The organism is Enterovibrio baiacu (assembly GCF_004120195.1).
Lineage (GTDB): Bacteria > Pseudomonadota > Gammaproteobacteria > Enterobacterales > Vibrionaceae > Enterovibrio > Enterovibrio baiacui.
On record NZ_SCHN01000006.1, the window covers coordinates 209,321 to 231,922 of the forward strand.

At 48.2% G+C, this 22,602-nt stretch carries 20 protein-coding genes and 2 tRNA genes; 5 read left to right on the forward strand and 17 right to left on the reverse strand.

Going from position 1 to position 22,602, the window contains the following annotated elements; translation table 11 throughout:
* Nucleotides 1–15: 15 nt before the first annotated feature.
* The 12 genes from EQP46_RS03545 to EQP46_RS03600 all read right to left on the reverse strand — a co-directional run bounded on the left by EQP46_RS03545 (nt 16) and on the right by EQP46_RS03600 (nt 11,792).
* Nucleotides 16–489: a GNAT family N-acetyltransferase gene (locus EQP46_RS03545; protein ID WP_129492330.1), complete on the reverse strand. Its 474-nt coding sequence runs from the start codon at nt 487–489 to the stop codon at nt 16–18.
* Between the two features lie 146 nt (nt 490–635).
* Complete coding sequence (locus EQP46_RS03550) at nt 636–1,562, reverse strand: glycosylasparaginase (RefSeq protein WP_129492331.1); 927 nt, start codon at nt 1,560–1,562, stop codon at nt 636–638.
* 12 nt (nt 1,563–1,574) lie between these two features.
* A complete protein-coding gene (locus EQP46_RS03555) occupies nt 1,575–2,966 on the reverse strand; it encodes a M17 family metallopeptidase (protein WP_129492332.1) in 1,392 nt (463 codons plus the stop codon).
* 88 nt (nt 2,967–3,054) lie between these two features.
* On the reverse strand, nt 3,055–4,050 hold the full coding sequence (locus EQP46_RS03560) for an ABC transporter ATP-binding protein (protein ID WP_129492333.1): 996 nt from the start codon (nt 4,048–4,050) through the stop codon (nt 3,055–3,057).
* Between the two features lie 53 nt (nt 4,051–4,103).
* Nucleotides 4,104–5,078, reverse strand: a complete 975-nt coding sequence (locus EQP46_RS03565; RefSeq protein WP_129492334.1) for an ABC transporter ATP-binding protein — start codon at nt 5,076–5,078, stop codon at nt 4,104–4,106.
* On the reverse strand, nt 5,078–6,106 hold the full coding sequence (locus EQP46_RS03570; RefSeq protein ID WP_129492335.1) for an ABC transporter permease: 1,029 nt from the start codon (nt 6,104–6,106) through the stop codon (nt 5,078–5,080). The genes EQP46_RS03565 and EQP46_RS03570 overlap by 1 nt, the downstream gene beginning before the upstream one ends.
* Nucleotides 6,107–6,108: 2 nt before the next feature.
* On the reverse strand, nt 6,109–7,095 hold the full coding sequence (locus EQP46_RS03575; protein WP_129492336.1) for an ABC transporter permease: 987 nt from the start codon (nt 7,093–7,095) through the stop codon (nt 6,109–6,111).
* Between the two features lie 124 nt (nt 7,096–7,219).
* Nucleotides 7,220–8,884, reverse strand: coding sequence for an ABC transporter substrate-binding protein (locus EQP46_RS03580; protein ID WP_129492337.1), 1,665 nt, complete (start codon nt 8,882–8,884; stop codon nt 7,220–7,222).
* A gap of 533 nt (nt 8,885–9,417) precedes the next feature.
* A complete protein-coding gene (locus EQP46_RS03585; RefSeq protein ID WP_129492338.1) occupies nt 9,418–9,963 on the reverse strand; it encodes a hypothetical protein in 546 nt (181 codons plus the stop codon).
* Nucleotides 9,964–10,343: 380 nt separating this feature from the next.
* On the reverse strand, nt 10,344–11,054 hold the full coding sequence (locus EQP46_RS03590) for a protein kinase domain-containing protein (protein ID WP_129492339.1): 711 nt from the start codon (nt 11,052–11,054) through the stop codon (nt 10,344–10,346).
* A 527-nt stretch (nt 11,055–11,581) separates the two neighbouring features.
* Nucleotides 11,582–11,658, reverse strand: a tRNA-Asp gene (locus EQP46_RS03595).
* Nucleotides 11,659–11,701: 43 nt separating this feature from the next.
* Nucleotides 11,702–11,792 (reverse strand) — tRNA-Ser (locus tag EQP46_RS03600).
* 241 nt (nt 11,793–12,033) lie between these two features.
* Here EQP46_RS03600 and EQP46_RS03605 point away from each other — a divergent pair.
* Nucleotides 12,034–13,485, forward strand: a complete 1,452-nt coding sequence (locus tag EQP46_RS03605; protein ID WP_129492340.1) for a bifunctional NUDIX hydrolase/phosphatase PAP2 family protein — start codon at nt 12,034–12,036, stop codon at nt 13,483–13,485.
* Between the two features lie 71 nt (nt 13,486–13,556).
* Here the strand turns inward: EQP46_RS03605 and EQP46_RS03610 are convergent, their stop codons facing one another.
* The 4 genes from EQP46_RS03610 to EQP46_RS03625 form a co-directional block, all read right to left on the reverse strand.
* Nucleotides 13,557–14,906, reverse strand: a complete 1,350-nt coding sequence (locus tag EQP46_RS03610) for a dicarboxylate/amino acid:cation symporter (protein ID WP_129492341.1) — start codon at nt 14,904–14,906, stop codon at nt 13,557–13,559.
* A 371-nt stretch (nt 14,907–15,277) separates the two neighbouring features.
* Nucleotides 15,278–15,763, reverse strand: coding sequence for a hypothetical protein (locus EQP46_RS03615; protein ID WP_129492342.1), 486 nt, complete (start codon nt 15,761–15,763; stop codon nt 15,278–15,280).
* Nucleotides 15,760–16,710, reverse strand: coding sequence for an ATP-binding cassette domain-containing protein (locus EQP46_RS03620; RefSeq protein ID WP_129492343.1), 951 nt, complete (start codon nt 16,708–16,710; stop codon nt 15,760–15,762). Before EQP46_RS03620 ends, EQP46_RS03615 begins: the two co-directional genes overlap by 4 nt.
* On the reverse strand, nt 16,707–17,558 hold the full coding sequence (locus tag EQP46_RS03625) for an ABC transporter ATP-binding protein (RefSeq protein WP_129492344.1): 852 nt from the start codon (nt 17,556–17,558) through the stop codon (nt 16,707–16,709). The genes EQP46_RS03620 and EQP46_RS03625 overlap by 4 nt, the downstream gene beginning before the upstream one ends.
* A gap of 195 nt (nt 17,559–17,753) precedes the next feature.
* On the opposite strand from EQP46_RS03625, the gene EQP46_RS03630 reads away from it, so the two are divergent.
* The 3 genes from EQP46_RS03630 to EQP46_RS03640 all read left to right on the forward strand — a co-directional run bounded on the left by EQP46_RS03630 (nt 17,754) and on the right by EQP46_RS03640 (nt 19,389).
* Nucleotides 17,754–18,200: a cysteine-rich CWC family protein gene (locus tag EQP46_RS03630; protein ID WP_240671640.1), complete on the forward strand. Its 447-nt coding sequence runs from the start codon at nt 17,754–17,756 to the stop codon at nt 18,198–18,200.
* Between the two features lie 92 nt (nt 18,201–18,292).
* On the forward strand, nt 18,293–18,595 hold the full coding sequence (locus tag EQP46_RS03635) for a PTS fructose transporter subunit IIB (protein ID WP_129492345.1): 303 nt from the start codon (nt 18,293–18,295) through the stop codon (nt 18,593–18,595).
* Nucleotides 18,596–18,597: 2 nt separating this feature from the next.
* Nucleotides 18,598–19,389: a PTS sugar transporter subunit IIA gene (locus EQP46_RS03640; protein ID WP_240671641.1), complete on the forward strand. Its 792-nt coding sequence runs from the start codon at nt 18,598–18,600 to the stop codon at nt 19,387–19,389.
* A 36-nt stretch (nt 19,390–19,425) separates the two neighbouring features.
* Here the strand turns inward: EQP46_RS03640 and EQP46_RS03645 are convergent, their stop codons facing one another.
* A complete protein-coding gene (locus EQP46_RS03645; RefSeq protein WP_129492347.1) occupies nt 19,426–20,271 on the reverse strand; it encodes a helix-turn-helix transcriptional regulator in 846 nt (281 codons plus the stop codon).
* A gap of 397 nt (nt 20,272–20,668) precedes the next feature.
* Here EQP46_RS03645 and EQP46_RS03650 point away from each other — a divergent pair, with 397 nt between their 5' ends.
* Nucleotides 20,669–22,579, forward strand: coding sequence for a PTS fructose transporter subunit IIABC (locus tag EQP46_RS03650; RefSeq protein ID WP_129492348.1), 1,911 nt, complete (start codon nt 20,669–20,671; stop codon nt 22,577–22,579).
* Nucleotides 22,580–22,602 lie beyond the last annotated feature (23 nt).

Sequence of the window (22,602 nt, forward strand, 5' to 3'; positions counted from 1 at the left end):
ATACAAATTCCGCGCTTACTTATCATGAAAACATGACATGGTATGCGATTGCACGCGAAAGCCATGATGCTCATAGAGCTTTTTCGCGGCGGGATTGAATGCCATCACTTCAAGCCTTGTTTCGACCGCACCTTGCTCTTCCGACCATTCGCGGCATGCTTTTAACAATGCACCACCAATGCCTTTTGACCGATGTGCTTCATCCACAACCACAGTATTGATACGGCAAATCGGCTCAAAGCTCATGAAAGACACGGTTTCGTTGATATCGATTTTCGCTGTAATAAAACCGACCACTTTATCGTGTTCAACGGCTACAGCGAACCAACGGTGTTCATCATTCAATACCCGATGAAGAAACGCTTTGTCTTTCTCCGAGGGCGCATTAAACACTCTCGGTGCTTGCTCAAAATGAAACTGACTGATTTGACGGTGTAGCTCGGTTAAGCGTTCTAAATCGCTTTCTTGTGCAGTCCTGATTACTAGCATTCTCTCACCACGTTGAACTTCCTTTATCATAAGGTGCTGTATACGTTCTAACATGCTCCGCACCTCTTTTAAAAGCGTGTTCGAAAACGAAAAAGCCGAGCAATGTCAGCTCGGCTTTATGAGAAAACGCTCAGCATAAAAACGAATTACTTCGTCATGATCACTTCAGCTTGGCGTTCTTCTGGCTTGTCCATGCCCGTTTCCCAGAACCAGTACGTGATGTTACCCGGACAGTTTAGGCTAACCACTTTGTGGTTATTAAAACGGTCAATTGCGTGGATGGTCACGCCTTCGGTGTAGCCGTCTTTGAGGTAATCCAGATCTTTGATGGCTTCATAAACTGCGTCATCAAGGCTCATGCCCATTTTCATGTAAAGCACGACAGCATGAGAGGTTGAACAACGGATTGCCATTTCCCCTGTGTGTGTACACGCACACGCACCGTAGCGGCTATCCGCGTATGAACCTGCGCCAATGATTGGGCTATCGCCTAAACGACCTGGGTATTTCCATGCCCAACCGGATGTAGAGGTGGCAACGCTGATTTTCTTGTTAATGTCGCTGCTCAAAAATACCGTTGTATCACGCACGCGCTCTGGATCGGTCGCGTTGTTTGATAACGGCGCTAACGGCACGTTCGGGAAGGCTGCTTGTTCTTCTGGGGTCATCGCTTGTTCAAGCTTTTCCCACCAAACTTGCTTGGAATCTTCAATCAGGTTATTCCCCGCGACAGCACCAATTTCTTTAGCAAAAATTGCTGCGCCTTCACCGACAAGGATCTCGTGGTTGAGGTCTGTCATGACGCGGTGTGCAACGTCCACTGGGTGCATGTAACCTTTTAGTGCGCCAACCGCGCCCGTGCGGAGGCTATCACCATCCATGACTGAGCCATCCAGCTCCATTTCGCCCAACACATTTGGCCAACCGCCGTAACCCACGGTACGTACACGCGGGTCTAGCTCGACCAATTTAATGCCTTCAATCAACGAGGTTAAGCCGTCTTCACCCTCTTGCAGTCGGCGTGCCGACTCTTCAATACCTGGGTAAGCTTCTGAGTTTGCTAATAAGATCATGGTATTTCCTCGTTATTTATTCTTTTGTTCTGTAGCGACAAGGTGTTGGCAAAGCTCGGTTAACAGCAATGCGCCGTAGCCTGACGCCGCTTTGCCATAAATTTTGCGGTGGTTCATGCCCAGTGACATGGCAGCAGAATCAATGTGAATCCATTTTTGCTCTGGCGAGACAAAGTGACGCAAGAACGTCGCGGCCACACATGCGCTGCCATCAGGTTCTTCGCTGCCGTGACGCAAATCAGCAAAGTCACTCTTCAGTGATGCTTCAAACAAATCGTGGCCTGTTGGCATCGCCCATAGTGGCTCTGAACACGCCAGACCCGCTTCTTGTGCGCTTGTGATCAAGCTTTCGTCGTTACCCATCAAAGACGCATAGGCTTTGCCCAACGAAATGCCTGTCGCGCCCGTCAGGGTCGCAATGTCGATCAGGTAATCTGGGTTGTAGGTTTGCTGTGCGTAGTGGAGTACATCCGCCAACACCATACGGCCTTCGGCATCTGTGGTGATGATTTCAACGCTCTTGCCCGATGCCATGGTGACCACATCGCCCGGCTTCACCGCACTGCCTGATGGCATGTTTTCCACCAAACCACACAAGCCGATAACGCGCACTGGCAAGTTCAGGTTTGCAATGGCATTCATCGCCCCTGTGACGGCTGCTGCGCCGCCCATGTCAACTTTCATGGTGCTCATGAAACGCGGTTGTTTGATGCTGATACCGCCTGAATCGAAGGTCACGCCTTTACCCACCAAGACGATCGTTTTCTCAGCGTGTTCAGGGTGGTAATCCATGCACAACAGACGCGCTTCGCGGTCACTGCCTTGGGCGATGCCCATTAAGCCACCAAAACCAAGATCCAACATGGCTTTGTCATCAAGGTACGACAATGCAATCTTGTCGATGGCCAACTCTTGCACCGCTTGAACAAACGAAACGGGATAAATCACATTGCCCGGCTTGTTCATCAACTCACGGGAGATCAACTGGCTTTTTGCAAGGATTTGGCCTTGTTCAAACGCGGTGTTTAGCGACGCTTGATCATTGTTCAGTTCAAACTGACTGATGACAGGTTGAAGACTCAAGCTTTCAGTGTGCTTGTAGCTGTATGTCGACAGTGCCATGCCGAAAGACACCCACTTCACCCATGTTTCCGTGGTAAACGATGAAGCAGTTTCTGCGTCGATGTGAAGTTGTAGGGTTTGCGCTTTTTTGAAGGTCGATGCCAACACGAAGCCAATGTCTTGTGCATCTGCCACGCTATACGTATTTTTGCTGATTTCGCCATTGTAGCCTTCTACATCTTGGTTAAGCTCAAGCGATTTCCCCTCGCCCATTTTGATGTGAAGTGTTCTTACCGAATCGCAGTTTTCTGCGTCAATGCGAGTAAATTCGATCTGTAGCATTGTTGTCCTTTTCCCTCATCACATGATGAGCGTTTGCTTTGATAGATAATCTGGTTTTGTTGTTCGTTAACAAATACTGCGCATGACGTTATTTCTCGTAGAGATAACAACGTACAAAATGGTTCTCAGACAGTTGAGTTACAGCAGGCAATTGTTCACGACACTTTGGTGTTGCGTGCGTGCATCGGCCCGCAAACGGGCAACCCACACTGTCTGGTGTCCACAATGGAATTTCACCGCGGTTGCCTTTCAGCTTCTCGTGAATCGATTTACGCGGGTCTGGCACCGCGGAGACCAAAAGCTGGGTATAAGGGTGTTGCGGGTCATGAATAATTTCTTCTACGTCCCCCCATTCCACCATATGACCGACATACATCACGGCGATGTCTTCGGCGATGTATCGCGCCGTCGCGATGTCGTGCGTGATGTATAGCAGCGCCATTTCACGCTCAAACTTCATCTCTTCCATTAAGTTGAGCACGCCCGCACGGATAGACACATCCAGCATGGAGGTTGGTTCATCTGCCAACACCACTTCGGCTCCCACGGCAATGTTTCGCGCCAAGTTGACACGCTGACGCTGTCCGCCAGAAAGCTGATGAGGGAATTTCGCCGCGGTTTCTTTTGCCGGCGTAAGACCCACTTGCTCAAGCAGGTGGTAAACCGTTTCTTCGAGTTCTTTTTTGTTGTTCGACGTCACTTTGTTATGAATGATCAACGGACGCGCGATGTGGTGAAAAATCGTGTGGGTTGGGTTCAACGAGCCGAACGGGTCTTGCCATACCATTTGCACGCCTTGACGATATTTCATCAAGTCGTCACCTTTGGTGATGGTTTCAATATCACGGCCGTAGTATTCAATGCTGCCACCCGATGGTGGGTACATTTTGGCGATCATTTTGGCAGTGGTCGATTTACCCGAACCTGACTCACCGACTACCGCAAGGCCGCGACTTTTATACATTTTGAAAGACACGTCGTTGATGGCACGCATCTTCGACTTCTTCAACGAGTTACTGTTAACGGCAAAATCTTTAATCAGGTTTTTGCCTTCAACGATGGGTGTTCCTGTTGGCTTGCTCATAGCATCTCCTACACACACCCTGAGCCATCAAGGTGTGTGGTATTAATCACGTCTTAACCTAGCTTTTGTGTAAATAGGTGGCAGTTAGATAGGCGACCCGGTTGAATCTCGCTCAGTGTGGTTGATTGGCTAAAGCACGATGGCTGTGTTTTGCCACAGCGCGCTTGGAAGCGACAACCCTGCGGAATTTCAAGCAGGTTGAGTGGGTTACCGGGTATCCCAGTCAATCGTGTTTTCGGGCCCGTGAGTGGTGGAAATGAGCTACCCAATCCTTCGGTGTAAGGATGAAACGGGTTTTCGAGAATCTGTCGAGAAGGCGCAACCTCAATCAATTCACCCGAATACATGATGCCGATGCGATCGGAGAACTCGACCATCAATGAGATGTCGTGAGTAATGAACAGAATCGAGAAACCAAACTCTTCTTTTAGCGCGTAAATCTTTTGCAGAATTTCACGCTGAACCACCACATCCAGAGCAGTGGTTGGTTCGTCCATGATGATCATTTTCGGGTTCAAGGCCAACGCAATCGCGATGACCAAACGCTGACGCATACCACCCGAAAATTGGTGCGGGTAATCACGCAGGCGGCTGGCGTGGATATCCACAATTTCCAACAAGCCTTCGGCACGGCGCACCGCTTGTTCACGGGTGAAATTGGTATGACGCATGATCACGTCGCAGAACTGTTCCTCCATCGTGAGCACGGGGTTCAACGCGTTCATCGCACTTTGGAACACCATGGAGATTTCGCTCCAGCGGAAATGCGACATTTGCTCGTCTGTCTTTTTGAAAATGTCGCCATGTCCATCGAACAACACTTCGCCACCAGAAATAAACGCAGGTGGCTTATGCAAGCGCATCAGCGAGAATGCAACGGTAGACTTACCACAACCAGACTCACCCGCCAGACCAAACACTTCGCCTTTGCCGATGTCAAAACTGACGTTGTTCACCGCGCGAACGTCGCCTGCATCTGTAATGTAATCAACACACAGGTTACGAATAGAGATTTGAGGGTTTGTCATTATTTCGCTCCCTCTTCAAGCACGTGTTGAGGTGCAGTTTTTACTTGAGCAGCAGCGCTTTTCGCCATTTTGTTGCGCGCAGTCCATCGACGCATGCCCTTGTGAGAACGCAGTTGCGGGTTCGCAATTTCATCCACGGCGAAGTTAAGCAAAGACAGACCGATTGCAATGAACGTCAGTGCCAAACATGGAGGCAGAATTTCCCACCAAGCGCCAACCAACATCGAAGAAGAGGTCTGCACGTTGTAAAGCATCACGCCCCAGCTGATCGAGTTAGGGTCACCCAAGCCAAGGAAAGACAAACTCGCTTCCGTCATGATGGCAAGCATCACACAGCCGATGAAGCTCGCACCAAGGATAGACATCAGGTTAGGCAGAATTTCAACGGCGATGATGCGCAGTGGCGATTCACCAAGCACTTCTGCTGCGCGAACAAACTCTTTTTCACGTACCGACAAGGTTTGCGCTCGTACAACACGCGCACCCCATGCCCAAGACGTTATCGCGATGACTATCGCGATGGTCATTGGCCCAGCCTGACCAATAAAGGCGGCAATGATGAAGAGCAGCGGAAGCTGCGGCACCACCAACATGATGTTCATGGCTGCTGACAGGTAATCGTCAACCTTGCCGCCAAAGTAACCCGCAGAAACACCGATCGCAGTGGCAAGAAAACACACCATCAAACCGGCACCTAAGCCCACTGAAATAGAGGTACGCGCGCCGTAAACAAGCTGAGACCAGATATCACGGCCCATGCGCGACGTGCCCAGTACGTGATCGGCTTTTTCCGACATCATGAGGGTACGTTTGTTGGTGGCTAGCGTGGTCGCAATCCAACCTTCAGGGTTGTTCTTAGCCGCTTTCACCACAAACGCTGGGTATTCGTGCGGATTTCCCGTGCCCTTTTCGGGATCGTGCTTGGTAATTTGAGGAGCAAAAATAGCCGCCAATACAAAAACGAACAGGATGCAAAGACCCGCCAGCGATTTTAGGTTACCTGCAAGAAGTTTAAATAAACCCTTCATATTTACTTATCTCCCTTACGCAGACGAGGGTCCAACACAACGATCAGGAGATCGGCCATAAAGTTAAAGAACAGCATGAACATGGTCATAAGCAGTAACTGACCTTGCAGCACTTGATAGTCGCGAGCGTGGATGGCGTTCAACAACACCGTGCCTAGGCCTGGGTAGTTGAAGATCATTTCAACGATAAGCTGACCGCTGATCGCGGTACCAAGCGCCATAGAAAGCGCCGTCACACTTGGTAGCATGGAGTTACGGGCTGCATAGTTGAAGATAACGCGGTTTTCACTCAAGCCTTTCGCGCGAGCCATGGTGATAAAGTCTTCATTCAGCAGGTTAATCATGTTGTTACGCATGCTGATCAAGAAGCCACCGATTTGACTGACCGTCGCACAGGTCAAAGGCAGAACGGCGTGATAAGCGACGTCTTTGTAGAACGCCCAACTTCCCCAGTCTGGCATGGTGCCCGAGGTATACGCATTACCCGAAGGGAACCACTCTAAGCCAATCGCGAAGGTATAGAGCACCAGCATGGCGACAACCACGGAAGGCACAGCTTGCACAACCAGCATGCTTGGCGAGATAAACGCATCGTAGTAGCTACCGCGACGCCACGCCGCGAAAATACCCAACACCGAACCAATACAGAATGAAAGAATAACGGCGGTACCCGTCAGGAATAACGACCAACCAACTGCACCACCCAACAATTCATTCACAGAAAGCGGGTAAAACTTAATTGAAATACCCCAGTTACCGGTGAATATATTGGCAAGGTAGGTGAAGTATTGTTGATATAAAGGCGCATCAACAAAACCAAGCAACTTTTTCATTGCTTCAATACGTTCTGGACTCACATGTGCCATTGCATTGGCAAACATCATGGTCACAGGGTCACCCGGCATTGCACGGGGTAATATAAAATTCAGTGTTGCTGCAAATAATAAGGCGACAAAATAAAATGACAGTCGCCGCATGAAGAAACCCATAGTTCCGCCCTACTTAAACACAAAGAAACATTTTTATAATATTTAAATCACAAGATGATTTAGAAAATTAGAAAACAAATAAACAGGAGAAGCGGCCAACATATCGCTAGCCGCAATGTTTTCATTACGCTTTAGGTTTCAAGTCCAATACGTGTAGCAAACGCTCAGGTACACCCGCCCAAGACAAAGGACGGCCTTTCGGGTTTTCTTCGCTCCACCAGCCAGTGAAGCGGCTTTCGTTGAACTGGTAAACATCAACACCCGACATGACAGGAATCGTCACTTGGTTTTCCGCGATGATTTTTTGAATCTTATGCGCGATAACCATCTGCTCTTCTTGATTGCCCGTTTTGTAGAAGCTATCAAGCAGCGTATCTAGCTCTTCATTCTTGAAGAAGTGCATTGCAAAACGTGGCATGCTTGCACCTTCTTGGTAACGAGAGTGGTATGCACTGTTCCAATAGCGGTGTGGATCTGCACCGTTGAAGTAGTTGGTGTAAGCCACGTCATACGTACCTGTCACCATGGCTTTGTTGTAAACCGCGAAGTCTGCAGTACGTGCTTTTGCGTTAATGCCTACATTTTGAAGCTGTTCAACACCTAACTGAACCGTGTTGTTGAAGTCAGTCCAACCTGTTGGGGATTGAAGCTCGAGCTCAATCTTTTTGCCGGTTGGGGTTTCAACAAAACCGTCGCCATCGATATCAACGAAACCCGCCGATTTCAGCATCGCTTTCGCGTTCTCAACGCTGTAAGTGTTGAAGCCTTTGTATTTGTTGTAGACGTTTTTGTCCGCCCAAAATTCAAAAACTTTGCCTAGGCCCGATGCGTAATCATTCACCACACCGTTACCGTAAAACGCGATATCGATGATCTTTTGGCGGTCAATCGACATGGAGAACGCACGACGGAAATCGACGTTGTTGATGGCTTCATTGTTACCTGGATGCGGTGTTTTGAAGTTCAGCATGAATGCTTGTGCACTCGCTGCTGGATACCAGTATTTGTGGTTAGGGTTACGCGCAGCGTAGGTGCTATCGATGTCTGGGATAAACGCTGCCGTCCAATCCAATTCAGACTTGATGATTTTACCTAACAGTTGGTCGTTGTTTGCGATTTGAGGAACGCGCAAACAATCCACTTCTAGGTTGTCATTGTCCCAATAATTTGGGTTACGACACTGCACATACAGTTGCGGTGTAAACGTATCGATCTCAGTGAACGGACCTGAACCCACTGGGTTTTCATTGGTAAACATTTCAGGTTGTTCAACCTTTTCCCAAATGTGTTTTGGCACAATTGGAATGGTCGAAATTTCGTAAGGCAAGTTAGAGTTCGCTTCGGTCAGGTTAAAGATTACCTTGTCACCATCACGCTCAATGCTCTTAATCCAACGGTCCATGCCTTTAGGGTCAAGCTCAGGTTTTTCATGAATCAGCTTGAACGAGTAAACCACGTCTTCCGCAGTAAATGGCGTGCCGTCTGACCATTTCACGCCTTCGCGGATAACGAAAGTCACCTGTGTCAGGTCTTCAGACATATAGTAGTCCTTCGCCAAACGCATCACCGGCTTGTTGCCGTGCATTTGGTTAAAGATCACTAATGGCTCATAAATAAAATCCGTTGTTGTACGCAAGTTTGTTGCAAGATACGGGTTGAAGTTACGTATCATCGTTGGATAAAAATCAGACACAATAGTGAGCTGATTTTTTTCTGCAGCAATGGCTGTTGGTGCAGTTAGCGCAGCAAGAGTGAGCACCGCAAGTTTTTTATATTTATTCGTGACCATTAAGAGTCCTTACTACATGTTCATTGATGAGGTTTTTAAATATGCGTTCAAATGCATTATTCAACGAGCGACACTATGAACGCATTTTAATAAGGAACAATTGACGAAACTCTCAAAATGGTATTTTAAATATTTTATTACTCTTTCAAGATCTCGATCCCATACTTACAAGTAAAATTAAAATAAGGAAAAGAAAAATAAAGAATTTATTTATTTTAAATACGTAAAAACCGACAGAGAGTTAAATGACTCTAGCCAGCAAAATAGATATTTAAATAGTAATAACAGAAATAAAAACTGAATAGTGGATTGTAATTTATTCCAGTATTCTTTTTTTCAATGTGATTTTCAATGAAGGAAGATCACACACTAACTCAAGCGATCTTAAACAGATTCGACATCAATGCGGAGTGGATTAATCGTACAAAGACTGGACAGGCATAGCCAAACACATGAAGCGTGATATGCGCTGAAAAAATCAGCAAATGACATGAAAAGCCTCTAGGCCACTAAGCAATCAAGGGACTCAGCCTCTAGGCAATGCTTCTCCGCAACGCATTAAGCTGTTCAATATTAGGCATAGTTTGACGAATGGTATCGGAGTAACACCATGGATAGGGAAGCCCTTGCGCCCAATTGACGATTTCTTCAGAGACGTCTGAAGGCAGCATGGCAATTTGCTCGATGGTGATAACCAGTTTTACGGCGCGAGAATCTGTTTCTCTGTCGAACGTCCAACGGTAGTTGCCAGTACCCATTCGAACACCACCACTCTTACGTTCAGTCATACACACCATCCACTTACACGACAATTCATATTCGGTAGAGTCTGATTTGTCTGCAAGGCAAAAAGTATGGACGTTTTCATACGCATCATTGAAGTGACGAACAAGAATATCTGTGATGGCATCGAGCCCATCAGTGATGGCGGGAAACGAAATACTCTCCGTCTTTAAAATCATCTCCAGCGTTGCATCTTCTGCAAACGCGGTAGACATCAGTGCAGGTTCGTTTTTGTCTTTGGCTCGAATGTAGTTCTCAACAATGGTGAGATGTCCGCAGTTTAGCGCATTCAGCATGGTTCATGTCCTTCAGTTCAATAGCCGTAACTTATAGAGAAACCGTCGCTCTTGCCACCTTCTTGCAATGTGAATACCTGTTATTTCTAAAAGTCTCGTTTTTGCATCTCAATCAGACTATTTACCCCTTAACGACAGTTTTCTATCCTTTCCTCGAAATACGCGTTGTGACAGGTATCGATAGTGATTTACATCAGAGAGTTACCAAATGAATACTCGGGGTAGATTTTCAACACTTCTGACATACATACCGATGCAACAACCAAATTGATCACCTTATGTGGGCACTAGCAATGAAAACAGTTCAAAGTTCAAGCGAAGAGTACGTTGTGCGGATAATCTTTATATTTAACAACGTATACGTCTCTGCACTAAACAGGTTATGGCTGTTTCCTTAACCAATCCATGGTCTTATCAATCCGCTGCTGGCCTGTATCGGACAGTGCTGCTTTGTCCACTTGCCTTAACCAGCGCATCAATGCAAACCAATCATCAGATGCTTGTACAGTGCCTTCTCCTCTAGCCTGCCTATCTGGGGAAAAACCTTTGCTCATGTGCCACGACGTCAGGTTCTTGCGCGATAATCCAATCGGCAATGCCGCACCAAAGTCAATCAAACACACTCGGTTGTCCGCCGGATCCCAAAGCACATTCGACGGTTTGATATCACCATGAATCCACCCCGCATGATGACAGTGGCGCATGGCTTTCAGTAACTCGGGAAGCAAGACAGTAAACGTCTCTGCTTGATGCGGACTCATCTCAATGAGTGGCATCATATCGGGGTAGTATTCCACCGCGATAAACCCTGTTGCCGGATAAAGCGCAAGAGCATGTTGAACGCCCTCGCCCCGACAAGCAGACAAAGCTTCCCATTCTCTCTCTAGACTCGACCTTTCAGAACCCGGCGAGCACCTGCGAAGCACCACGGTGTCACCCGTTTCAATCTCTGTCGCCAAATACGCGTTGGGCACAGGCTTCGAACTCAACGGCGCTGTTAAGGTGAATTTTCTGTCCAATACCTTCCCGACTTGCCAGCTTTCCTGCATCGCAAGGGTTTCCGCTAACAGTTTGAGATGGTTTGGCGTCATACGAACCTCTTTACCGAAAAGACAATAAACAACTAACTGTAATTTTAGGCTCATACATAGACAGAGATCGGTAAGATTTCACTACTCGCGATTTGATCACGTATTTTCCAAATTTAACGCACACAACGAAGCCCCAGCATTTCTGCTGAGGCTTCGTTGCATAGGCGGAGCGGCCGGGGACGCGCACGTCCGGGACTCAAGCCGAAGGCTCGTGAGAGTCCAAACCCAAATTCGACAGATACAAAAAAGCCCCGCGCTCTTTTCTAGAATGAGCAAGCGAGGCTTCGTTGTGTTGGCGGAGCGGCCGGGGGCGCGCACGTCCGGGACTCAAGCCGAAGGCTCGTGAGAGTCCAAATCCAATTCGACAGATACAAAAAGCCCCAGCATTTCTGCTGAGGCTTCGTTGTATTGGCGGAACGGCCGGGGGCGCGCACGGCCGGGACTCAAGCCGAAGGCTAGTGAGAGCCCAAACCCAAATTCGACAGATACAAAAAAGCCCCAGCATTTCTGCTGAGGCTTCGTTGTGTTGGCGGAGCGGACGGGACTCGAACCCGCGACCCCCGGCGTGACAGGCCGGTATTCTAACCAACTGAACTACCGCTCCAATTCTGTATGAAACTCGATGTCGCCATCCAATTTCTAGAATGTGGCGGAGAGATAGGGATTTGAACCCTAGGTGCGCTATAAACGCACGCCGGTTTTCAAGACCGGTGCTTTCAACCACTCAGCCATCTCTCCGTGGTTGCGGCGAATATTATAGGCCTACCGCGAAGCTGTAAATACCTTTTTTACGTTATCTTACTCAACCGTTCAAAAAGACATCAAAATGACTTATCAATGAGTCAAATAACACGAAAAACCAACACCTTAATACTATAAATTTAATATCTAAAAAGAAGATTTCACTTTCCTTGCCTGCATTCAGACATCTCAGCGGTAAGTCAGCTACAATGCAGCCAACATTCAGATTTGAGCGAGCATGATGCGTACCCACCTTCTCTTCCTATTCCTGTCACTTATCTCTTTATCAGCACTTGCTACGACAAACGATGCTCAACAGATAAAAGGAGCAGCTTGCCTCGTCTCTGACGCGCAGGGACGTGTTCTCGTCACACGCGATATTCTCAACAACCGCATCTCGATTCCTGGCGGGTATGTCGATACTGATATCCCCAGTGATGCAGCAGTTAGAGAGACGCTTGAAGAAACGGGCATTGCCGTTAAACCCGTTGGAGAACTTTTGCGACAAGATAACGCCATCATTTTTGATTGCGTGGCCTTGTCACCCATTCCCGTGCATGACGCAGCCAAAGACGCCTATCCATTCAACATGCAACGCGCTGCTGTGGCATCGTGGAACGCCGAGCATTTTGGTCGAGAAGTGCGCGCCGTGTTCATGATGAAACCAAACGACATCATATTGAAAGACGCCCGCTTTCCAAAACAAGTCGCCATGTTCCCAGAGCTGCTATTGTCAGCCACACCGAGTGCACTTGAAACCTCTCAGAACTTTTCTCACATGGCATCAGCCTTTACCGTGTGGAATGCTGGGCTAAACCGACACGTTCAGCAGTTCATTGAAGGTCTGCTACCATTCCTATCAAGCCTCGTATCGCAAGGGCTCTTTGCCGCCTCAGCACTTGGGAATGGCGCTTTGTTCTTTTTGCTGCTCCCTGTCGCAATGGCGACAGGAGGCTTAAAACGCACTGCGAGTGTTGCCTTGGTTGCTGTCTTGGTTACGGTTATCACCCATTTTGGGAAACTGCACTTTGCTGTACCCCGCCCTTTTTACGTGTTTCCCGATCTCCAACGGGATCTAGCATCTGGCTTTGCCTTTCCAAGTGGTCACACAGCAACGGCGTTTGCAGTGTGGGGCTTGGTATATAGCTGGGTGAAACAAAAAGGGAAAAATGCACTGTGGGTATGGCTTGTTCCCGCCACCTTAGTCGCACTCAGCCGTGTTTACTTGGGCGTGCATTACGTGACTGACGTGCTTGCGGGCGCGGTCGTCGGCGCATTGTCTTTAGCGATTGTTCTCTATTTTTCTCGGGTAGCACACCGTGGCACACCGCTTATTCTTAAAGCGAGATTATGGTTCACGGTTGCGCTATTTATCGCGCCACTCGCCGCGACTCAAATTCAACCGAGCTTTCTTTATTGCATGCTCTTGGCGCTCGCGTTTGCTTTGTCACTGTGTGTTTCAAGACACGCCGTTACTCATGGAGATACGCCACTGGGGAAAAGCGGGTTTCTATGGTCGCTTGCAGGATTGGTGGTATTGGCAGGTATGGCGTTTGGGGTTGGGCAGTGGTCGACATCCAGCATCGAGATTTTGATTGCGCACGCCATTGTCGCCATCTTTTTGAGTGTGTGGTTAGTGGCAATCACCCCGCGTTTGTCCCTCACCTCAAACACGCCTTCAGCAAACTAACGGTTCAATCAACACAAACAAAAAGAGGCACCAATCGGTGCCTCTTTTTCACTCAGCGTACTTGCAAAAGATTAACCTTTCGCAACGTCTGCTAATTCTTTCTCTGCATCATGGTCGATTTCTACGCCAGCAACAACACCCGCTTTCGGGTCGTTAAAGACTGATTCGTCCAATTTGCCTTCGCTCTTCGCAACAATACAGCTCACTGCAGCATCACCAGTAACGTTAACAGCGGTACGCACCATATCAAGTAGACGGTCAACACCAAGGATAAGACCGATACCTTCAAGTGGCAGACCCACTTGCGCGAATACCATCGATAGCATGATCAGACCAACACCCGGTACACCCGCGGTACCAATAGATGCCAGAACCGCCATCATGATCACAGTGACATAGCCCGCAAGGCCCAGATCAACGCCGTAGATGTTTGCGATAAACACTGTCGCTACACCCTGCATGATCGCCGTACCATCCATGTTGATGGTTGCGCCAAATGGAACAGTGAATGAGCCAACAGAGTTACGAACACCTAGACGCTCAGTCACAGTGCGCAGCGTAACAGGAATGGTTGCATTCGAGCTTGCAGTACTGAATGCGAACACTTGCATGTTGCGTGCTTTCTTCAGGAAGGTCGTGACACTTAGACCAGAGAAGAGCTTGAGGATAAACGGAATCACGACAAACAGGTGCAGCATCAACACAGCGATCAGAACCACAACGTAGCCAATCAATTGTGCGAACAACGCAAGACCAAGGTTTGCCATCGCCTTCGCGATCAAACAGAACACTGCATATGGTGCGATTTCCATGATGACAGTGACCATCTTCATCATCACTTCGTTAAGCACTTCAATGAGCTCAACCACTTTCTTGGCAGGCTTGCCAACCATCAAAATACACACGCCCATCAAAATCGCAAAGAAGATGATTTGTAGCATCTCACCTTCAGACAACGCATTGATTGGGTTGTTTGGAATGATGTCGATCAGTACTTGAGATAGCGGTGGCGCTTCACGGCCAGAGAACGCAGAATCAGTGGCCATGTCCATACCACTACCGATGCCAGAAATAACCGCAACGGTAATCGCCACGGCAATCGCGATCGCTGTAGTGAGAATGTAAAGACCAAATGATTTAGAGCCGACCCTTCCCAGCATTTTGATATCGCCGATGCCACAGACACCGCATATCAATGAGAACAGTACGAGAGGTACAACGAGCATTTTCAGCGCGTTAACAAACATCTTACCCACTACGTGGAACAAGCCGTTTGTGATGTAGGTGTCAACAAAGCCACCTGCTGGGTTTAAACCCAAAATGTTAATGGTTAAACCAAGAAGAATACCGGCGACTAACCCGACAATCACCTTGGCGGTGAGGCTCATCTTCCCTTCACCGTTTGATGCTGCATTACTCATATTGCCTCCATGACTAAAGTAGTGTTTCCCGTCATGAAAGACCTTGGTTCAGTTTGCCAATAGCAATATTGCGCTTAGGAAGCGCTTTCCTCTAAAAATTGTGTAACCTCACCTTTGAGCCAATAAAGGTGCTGAGGTATATAAAATTGAATTTAGTGGGGTGTTATTTAGCCAACGAACAAAACCGATTCAAGATATTCCAATGTATGACGTGCCATAGGTATATCTTGATTAGCACTTCCTGTTCGTCTCTTAAATGAGCCTTTAAATTAATTTACACCTCAAATAATCAAAACCACAACACACTGTAAAATGCAACAAATCATTAACAATGCCGAGTAGGTCAGTATTCATACAGCCTACAAGCATATTTATGCGGAAATCATCTCTTGGGACAAGTTGAGGTGATTTTGTGCTGTCATAAAGACAACATGCGCTTCTATCAAAGAGTTAGCTTCCTTTTGCCAATATTCTTCGCACTGACTTTGACAAAACTCCAATAACACCACAATAAGCGTGTCCATTCGCTGCAGACACCACTTTTTCACGGCAAGTTCATGTCGAATATCACTCGCCATTTCTTGCATCTTGCCGTAGCTAAATTGTAGGTACCCATAGGCGGCTTCAACCTCGCACAATGAAGCTTCATGATGATGAATGCGCATACACGCATCCATCCAATATCCAATGGCTAAACTTTTCGCTTCATCGATATGCGGGTCGAACAGCGCAGCAGGCACATGCTTTACCAATTCTTCTAAACAACACATCTCGTTGATGTTCTGATTGCAATACCATTGTTGTGCCAACGAGAGCCATTCATTCACTGTCATCTCTGCTTCGAACTTATCTGTCATGCCGCCGACTCCCAACAACGTACAAAGTGATTGTCACTCACTTGATTCACCACCGGTTGCAGCTTTTCACTGAGCGCTCGAATTTCATCTGCGTTCGCTGAATAGTTGTCGGTTTGCTTAATCAATTCACTGAATGGCGTATCTGGATCAGGCACTGCAGAAATCAGTAATTGGGTGTAAGGGTGCTGAGGGTTCGACAGTATAGATTGCGTGTCGCCCCACTCGACGATTTGCCCTCGATACATCACGGCCGTTTCTTCTGCGATGTAATGCGCCGTCGCGAGGTCGTGGGTGATATACAGAAAGCCAATACCCATCTCTTTTTTCATCCGCTGCATAAGGTTTAGCACGCCAAGGCGGATCGACACATCCAGCATAGACGTCGGCTCATCAGCCAAAATGATCTCTGCACCGACACCCAGTGCCCGAGCAAGGTTGATACGTTGGCGCTGTCCACCGCTGAGTTGATGAGGAAATTTAGATAAACAGGCAGGGTCGAGCTCGACCATTTCCATCAACTCAGTTTGACGCGCTTTTAATTGTGCCTTGCTGGCAATGGCATTGTGGATTTTTAACGGGCGCGCAATGTGATGATCAATCGTGTGGGCAGGGTTGAGAGAACCAAAGGGGTCTTGAAACACCATTTGTACATTGCTGCGGTAGTCACGGAGCGATTTACCGGAACGAATATCGTTGATGTTCTGCCCTTTGAACAAGATTTCGCCAGAAGACGCATCATGCACTTTGGTGATCAAGCGCGCGACCGTGCTTTTGCCGCAACCGGACTCCCCCACCAAAGCAAGGGTTTTACCTTTGTGCAGATCGAAACTCACGCCGCGTAACGCTTGAAACACATCTTGTTTTGAAAACCCGCCGCCGACAGCAAAATTCTTAGAGACATTCTTCAATTGAATGATCGGTTGCTCTTGAGTCAATGGCGGCATCATGCAGGCTCTCCTTGTTCAAATTTCTCTTTACTGGCTTCGCGGTCGTGAATATTGGGGAACGAAGCCCAAAGCTGTTGTGTGTAAGGGTGTTCAGGCTCATTACGAATACGCGAAGAAGTGTTCACTTCCACAATTTCACCGTTTCGCATGATGGCAATGCGATCACTCAATTGAGTCATGAGCGCCAAGTCGTGCGTGATGAAAAGCACCGAGAAGCCAAACTCTTCTTTCAATGAGAAAATCTGTTGAAGAATTTCACGCTGTACCACCACATCCAGCGCTGTCGTTGGTTCATCCATGATGATCAATTTCGGGCTCAAACTCAGCGCTATCGCAATCACCAAGCGCTGACGCATGCCGCCGCTAAACTGGTGGGGGTAATCTAAAATGCGCTCACGTGGGATGTTCACTAAATCCATCATTTTCATCGCACGATCAATCGCTTCTTCTTTGCTCCAGCCTTTGTGCCATTGGATCACATCAACAAACTGCTCTTGCACGGTCAACACAGGGTTCAAGGAGTTCATGGCGCTTTGAAACACCATGGCAATTTCACTCCAACGCACCATGTTGAGATCTTTTTCCGCCAATTCGCGAAGATTGCGATCTTCAAGCCAAATCTCACCACCAGAGATAAAAGCTGGCGGCTTGTGCAAACTGTTCACAGAGAATGCGATGGTGCTTTTGCCGCACCCAGACTCCCCCGCTAAGCCAAATATCTCGCCACGACCAATATCGAAGCTGACGGAATTTACCGCTCGGAAGTGACCATCATCCATGATGTAGTCAACACACAGATCTCGGACTCTAAGCAGAGGGTCATGATGAAAAGCCTGTTCATGTGCCATTTGTATTCACTCCAAAATAACTTGAATGCAAATTATTATCATTTCGTTTATCGGTAAAGTATAAGGCACAAATTAGAGAAGTGGATCGCATCAAGGGGTTTTACGCGTGAAAGGTTTCATCTAGGTTGTGTGTTTGCGCGTTGGGCTTCCGCTGAATCCGAGGATGAAGGATGGGTATAAAATTAGGTAGAATGCGTGCTTCATGTTTCGCCGACACGCTTTTCGGCGGAAGGCTTTGCTCAACAACACGAAGATTCATCAATGACATCATGCCCTCAGTGCAACGCCCCACTCACCTGCACCGCCGATACTGGCGCGTGTTGGTGCATGCAATATCCGCACATATTGCCCGTTGCCGATAAGAACAATTTGGCATGCTTGTGCCCAAGGTGTTTAGCAAAGCGCATTAACCAAGAGTTAGACGTGCTCTACCAAGAATACAGCGTCAATGACCTGATACGTTTAGCCAAGCCCTACGCAAACAACCCTGACCTGATTGAAGGGCTGGATTACACCATGGAAAATGGCTTTATGGTGTTCTCTGCGTGGTATCACTTGAAGCGTGGAACCTGCTGTGGAAATGGATGTCGCCACTGCCCTTTTGGCAAAAGCGACACATCACGTTTCAACAACGTGGGCTAAGTCACTGACGTAGCGCAAGTCTTCGTAGACAATGCGCGCCCTCTGGCACGCACGCCGTGCAGGATTTACTTCTTAATCGAAAAGATAGCACTATGAAAATTGTCGCTGTAACCGCTTGTCCTACAGGCATTGCGCATACCTACATGGCCGCTGCTGAATTGAAAAAAGCAGCCGCACAAAAGAACATCCACATTAATGTCGAAACCCAAGGTGCGATGGGCATTGAAAACCCGTTAAGCATTCGAGACATTGCCCAAGCAGACGTTGTGTTGATTGCATCTGATATTGAAATTGAAGACAGAGCGCGCTTCTCGGGTAGCAAGATCCACTGCGTAACCATTGAAGAAGTACTGACAGATCCTGTCAGTGTGTTGGAGCGCTGCAAAGCGTTATGACAATGCCAACCATCAGTCGACGCATCACCTTTCTGATCGGCGACGAAGGTTTACCAGCATGGAAGCTGAATCGATTAAAAACATTGGCGGGTCTATTCCGCTCCGTTACCGTGTTTTGCAACCTGTCTCAACGCAATGCCGCGAACGCGGAGCAGCCAATACGCATTCTGAGCCTCAGCTCGCGCCCTAACGATCTTTGCCAATTATTGATTGAAGGCAATGATGCCGAACTTGCGGCCATGGTGTTAACCGATTTCGCCGCCGAGCACGGTATCTTGGTCTGTGGCGGTAAGCGCTCGAAAGCCACGCCCACCAGCGCATTTATTTCTCTGCCTTTTTCTTATCGTGTTTACCAAGCCCCTCAATCGAACCTTGATAAACACGCGCTACTGGCTGAATTTGCCTTGCGCGTCGCCGACAATGAGAATCGCGAAGACACCACCCAAGAAGCCCTGTTTAATGCCTTGTACGCACGGGAAAACGTTTCATCGACCTGCATGGGCAATGGCATCGCGCTTCCCCATGTGATGACGCCTTTGGTGAGTCACATTCATGTCTTCATCGCGTCCACAGAACAACCGCTGGATTGGTTATCAAAACGTGGAGAGGTAACGCGCATTATCGGCGTGATGCTCCCAAAGCCGCCCGTGCGCGAGCATATTGTGGCCTTTTCAACCTTCTCACAGCAGCTTCTCGACACGACCTTCTGTCGGTATCTTGAAGAAAACACCTCGTTAGACATTGTCGAAACCATCGTGCTTCACTCGCTAGAAACCGCACTGAAAAGTCACTAAAGCCACAACGCTGCGCGCATCATCAGCTTACTTGGCTTAGTTGCTACCACGATACTCAGATGGCGTGAGCCCTGTTTTCGCTTTGAACACGCGATAGAAATAGTTCACATCCTGAAAACCACACCGCGTGGCCACTTCGCTTAATCGAAAATCGTATCGCTTCAACATGAATTTCGCCCGATCAACACGCACCCAAGTGATGTAGTCCGCCATTCGCATATGGCCTTGTTGGCGGAATAGCCGCGACAGGTGATTGGGCGTAATGCTGAAGCGCGCGGCTATGGACTCCCTGCTGATGTCACGGTGAAAGTTTTCTTGAATGTAAATACAAATCCCTTGATACAAATCTTCGACGCGATTGCGACGCCCCGCTTCTGGCGCAAGCAACATTTGCTGGCTGTAGCTTAATAAGGCGTGCAGCAAGTGGCTGTCCATCGGTGACTGAACAGGCTCTTTCGCCAAACTGTTCAACGCACTCAGAATATGATCAATGGCGTGGCCAGTGCGCGTTTGAATGCTGTGCTTTTGCACGTCATAAAAATTCGGCTGTGCTTTTGCCTTCCCCACCAAGCTAAACCCAAGTTGTCGCTTACCGAACAGTAAACTCAACACGGAGCAATCTGTTTCCCAGTTGGGTTTGTTCCAACTATTGGGCGGTACATAAAGCGCATCGCCCGCAAATAAGGTGACTTCGCTGATCGACTTATCCGCATTTTCAATTTGGTTGGGGTATTCACCACTGATCACCAATTCAAGGCGAGGGAAGTTAACTTGATAGCTAAAGGTTGGCGGTGTGACTTGGTCGCTCGCAAACCAAATGCGATTGAAATGCTCCCTTTCACCCAGAAGGTTGTCGAGCAACAGCGAAAAGACCTGACTCATAACATCTATTTTTACGTGAAAACATGGCGCGCATTATCTGCCCCATTTTGACGACAACCGAGCACTTCAGAACAAACCGCAGCAAATTCGTGACCTTGCTCAATAAAATGCGAAAGCAAACTTCAATCTTCGGTTACGAATTTCTAGTCAAAGAAAATACACCACCATTTACGGTCAATGTACACAATCTTAAAATCCACCCTTAAGCCCCTGTATATAAGTATTTTTTCATTATTCATCACCACTTATCACCTATTAATCTCAATGAGAAACAGATCACACCAACAAATCAATGTTACATTTTTCCAGTAAAAGCCTTTCTTTTCCTCTTTCGAGTCTCGCCCTGTCACGGGAAAATATGCTCATACAATAAGAACAACATTCAGAGGTAAAACTCATGATTAATACGTTAATCAACGAATCGCTGATTTGCTTAGACCTAAAAGCGACCACGAAAGAAGACGTGTTCGTCGAAATGATCGAACTGCTTCACGCCCAAGGTCGAGTCAGTGATAAAACCCAATTCCTCGCTGACATCCATGCACGTGAAGCGCTGGGTAACACAGGTTTCGAAGACGGTGTTGCACTGCCACACGCAAAAAGTGCGGCGGTATCGAACCCTGCAGTCGCGATAGGTATCAGTCGCAATGGCATTGAATACGGTGCCGAAGACGGCCAGCCTTCAAAACTCTTTTTCATGATTGCTTCGCCAGATGGCGGCGCAAACCACCATATCGAAGTGCTTGCAGAATTGTCATCAAAGCTGATTGAAGACGGTTTTATTGAGCAATTCCTGCAAGCGACCTCTGCATCAGACGCACTGGCACTTCTGATGGAAAAGAAAGCTGACGAGCAAGCGATTGAAGCGAACAAAGGGTTGCTGATTGGCGTAACAGGTTGCCCTGCTGGCATCGCGCACACTTACCTTGCAGCGGAAGCCCTTGAAAAAGGCGCGGCAGCAATGGGTTATGAAATGAAGGTAGAAACCAACGGTTCTATCGGCGTGAAAAACAGCCCAACGGCAGAAGAAATTGCACGCGCAGAAGCCATCATCGTGAGCTGTGACAAACAGGTCGACATGGCGCGCTTTGCGGGTAAACGCTTGATCAAAACCGGCGTAAAAGCGCCTATCAAAGATGCGAAAGGCCTGATTTCACAAGCACTTGACGCGCCAGCGTACGCGGCGTCTTCTGACGAAGGGTCAAGCGAGAGCACTGAAAGCAAATCATCACAAGCTCGTTCAGATCTGTACCGCTACCTCATGAACGGCGTATCACACATGATCCCGTTCGTTGTAACAGGCGGTCTATTGATTGCATTGGCACTGGCGATTGGTGGTCAACCATCAGAAGCGGGCATGGCGATTCCTCCTGGTAGCCTGTGGAACAAAGTGCTGGATGTGGGTGTGGTTGCCTTCACCCTGATGATCCCAATTCTTTCTGGTTACATTGCTTACGCGATTGCAGACCGTCCGGGTCTGGCGCCGGGTCTTATCGGTGGTTGGATTGCCAACAACGGCTCATTCTACGGCGCGGATGCGGGTACGGGTTTCATCGGTGCTATCGTTGCAGGTCTGTTGGTCGGTTACTTTGTAAAATGGATTGCGACACGCAACTACCATAAGTTCATTCAACCGCTCGTGCCAATCATGATCGCGCCAATCACGGGTAGCTTGTTCATTGCGGGTTTGTTCATCTTCGTTATCGGCGCGCCGATTGCAGGATTGATGGAAGGCTTGAACACCATGCTAACCAACATGAGCACGGGTAACGTTATCCTTCTGGGTATTGTGCTTGGTGGCATGGCTGGCTTCGACATGGGTGGTCCATTCAACAAAGTGGCCTTCCTGTTCTCTGTTGGCATGATCGCAAGCGGCCAAACGCAATTCATGGGTGCAATGGCGTGTGCCATCCCTGTTGCTCCACTGGGTATGTCACTGGCAACGGTTATCGGTCGCAAGTTCAACATCTTCGAAGAATCGGAAATCGAAGCAGGTAAAGCGTCAGGTGCAATGGGCCTAGTCGGTATCTCTGAAGGTGCGATTCCATTTGCAGCACAAGACCCAATGTCTGTGATTCCTGCGAACGTAATCGGTTCAATGGTTGCGGCTGTTATGGCCTTCTCATTCGGCATCACCAACAGCGTCGCTCACGGTGGCCCTGTGGTTGCACTGCTAGGTGCGATGAACAAACCTGTACTAGCACTGGCATGTATGGCGGCAGGTGCGATTGTGACAGCACTGGTTGCGGTATCACTGAAGAAAATGCGCCAATCAAAAGTGGCAGCATCAGAAACCGCAGCGGCATAAGTTAAAAGACAGACCAATATCGC

Excerpts from the sequence above, each read along its gene's own strand:
- EQP46_RS03580 (WP_129492337.1), bottom strand. The coding sequence starts at position 8,884 with ATGGTCACGAATAAATATAAAAAACTTGCGGTGCTCACTCTTGCTGCG.
- EQP46_RS03565 (WP_129492334.1), bottom strand. The coding sequence starts at position 5,078 with ATGACAAACCCTCAAATCTCTATTCGTAACCTGTGTGTTGATTACATT.
- EQP46_RS03550 (WP_129492331.1), bottom strand. The coding sequence starts at position 1,562 with ATGATCTTATTAGCAAACTCAGAAGCTTACCCAGGTATTGAAGAGTCG.
- EQP46_RS03640 (WP_240671641.1), top strand. The coding sequence starts at position 18,598 with ATGCCAACCATCAGTCGACGCATCACCTTTCTGATCGGCGACGAAGGT.
- EQP46_RS03555 (WP_129492332.1), bottom strand. The coding sequence starts at position 2,966 with ATGCTACAGATCGAATTTACTCGCATTGACGCAGAAAACTGCGATTCG.
- EQP46_RS03605 (WP_129492340.1), top strand. The coding sequence starts at position 12,034 with ATGATGCGTACCCACCTTCTCTTCCTATTCCTGTCACTTATCTCTTTA.
- EQP46_RS03620 (WP_129492343.1), bottom strand. The coding sequence starts at position 16,710 with ATGATGCCGCCATTGACTCAAGAGCAACCGATCATTCAATTGAAGAAT.
- EQP46_RS03635 (WP_129492345.1), top strand. The coding sequence starts at position 18,293 with ATGAAAATTGTCGCTGTAACCGCTTGTCCTACAGGCATTGCGCATACC.
- EQP46_RS03615 (WP_129492342.1), bottom strand. The coding sequence starts at position 15,763 with ATGACAGATAAGTTCGAAGCAGAGATGACAGTGAATGAATGGCTCTCG.
- EQP46_RS03560 (WP_129492333.1), bottom strand. The coding sequence starts at position 4,050 with ATGAGCAAGCCAACAGGAACACCCATCGTTGAAGGCAAAAACCTGATT.
- EQP46_RS03645 (WP_129492347.1), bottom strand. The coding sequence starts at position 20,271 with ATGAGTCAGGTCTTTTCGCTGTTGCTCGACAACCTTCTGGGTGAAAGG.
- EQP46_RS03650 (WP_129492348.1), top strand. The coding sequence starts at position 20,669 with ATGATTAATACGTTAATCAACGAATCGCTGATTTGCTTAGACCTAAAA.
- EQP46_RS03610 (WP_129492341.1), bottom strand. The coding sequence starts at position 14,906 with ATGAGTAATGCAGCATCAAACGGTGAAGGGAAGATGAGCCTCACCGCC.
- EQP46_RS03570 (WP_129492335.1), bottom strand. The coding sequence starts at position 6,106 with ATGAAGGGTTTATTTAAACTTCTTGCAGGTAACCTAAAATCGCTGGCG.
- EQP46_RS03585 (WP_129492338.1), bottom strand. The coding sequence starts at position 9,963 with ATGCTGAATGCGCTAAACTGCGGACATCTCACCATTGTTGAGAACTAC.
- EQP46_RS03545 (WP_129492330.1), bottom strand. The coding sequence starts at position 489 with ATGCTAGTAATCAGGACTGCACAAGAAAGCGATTTAGAACGCTTAACC.
- EQP46_RS03590 (WP_129492339.1), bottom strand. The coding sequence starts at position 11,054 with ATGACGCCAAACCATCTCAAACTGTTAGCGGAAACCCTTGCGATGCAG.
- EQP46_RS03625 (WP_129492344.1), bottom strand. The coding sequence starts at position 17,558 with ATGGCACATGAACAGGCTTTTCATCATGACCCTCTGCTTAGAGTCCGA.
- EQP46_RS03575 (WP_129492336.1), bottom strand. The coding sequence starts at position 7,095 with ATGGGTTTCTTCATGCGGCGACTGTCATTTTATTTTGTCGCCTTATTA.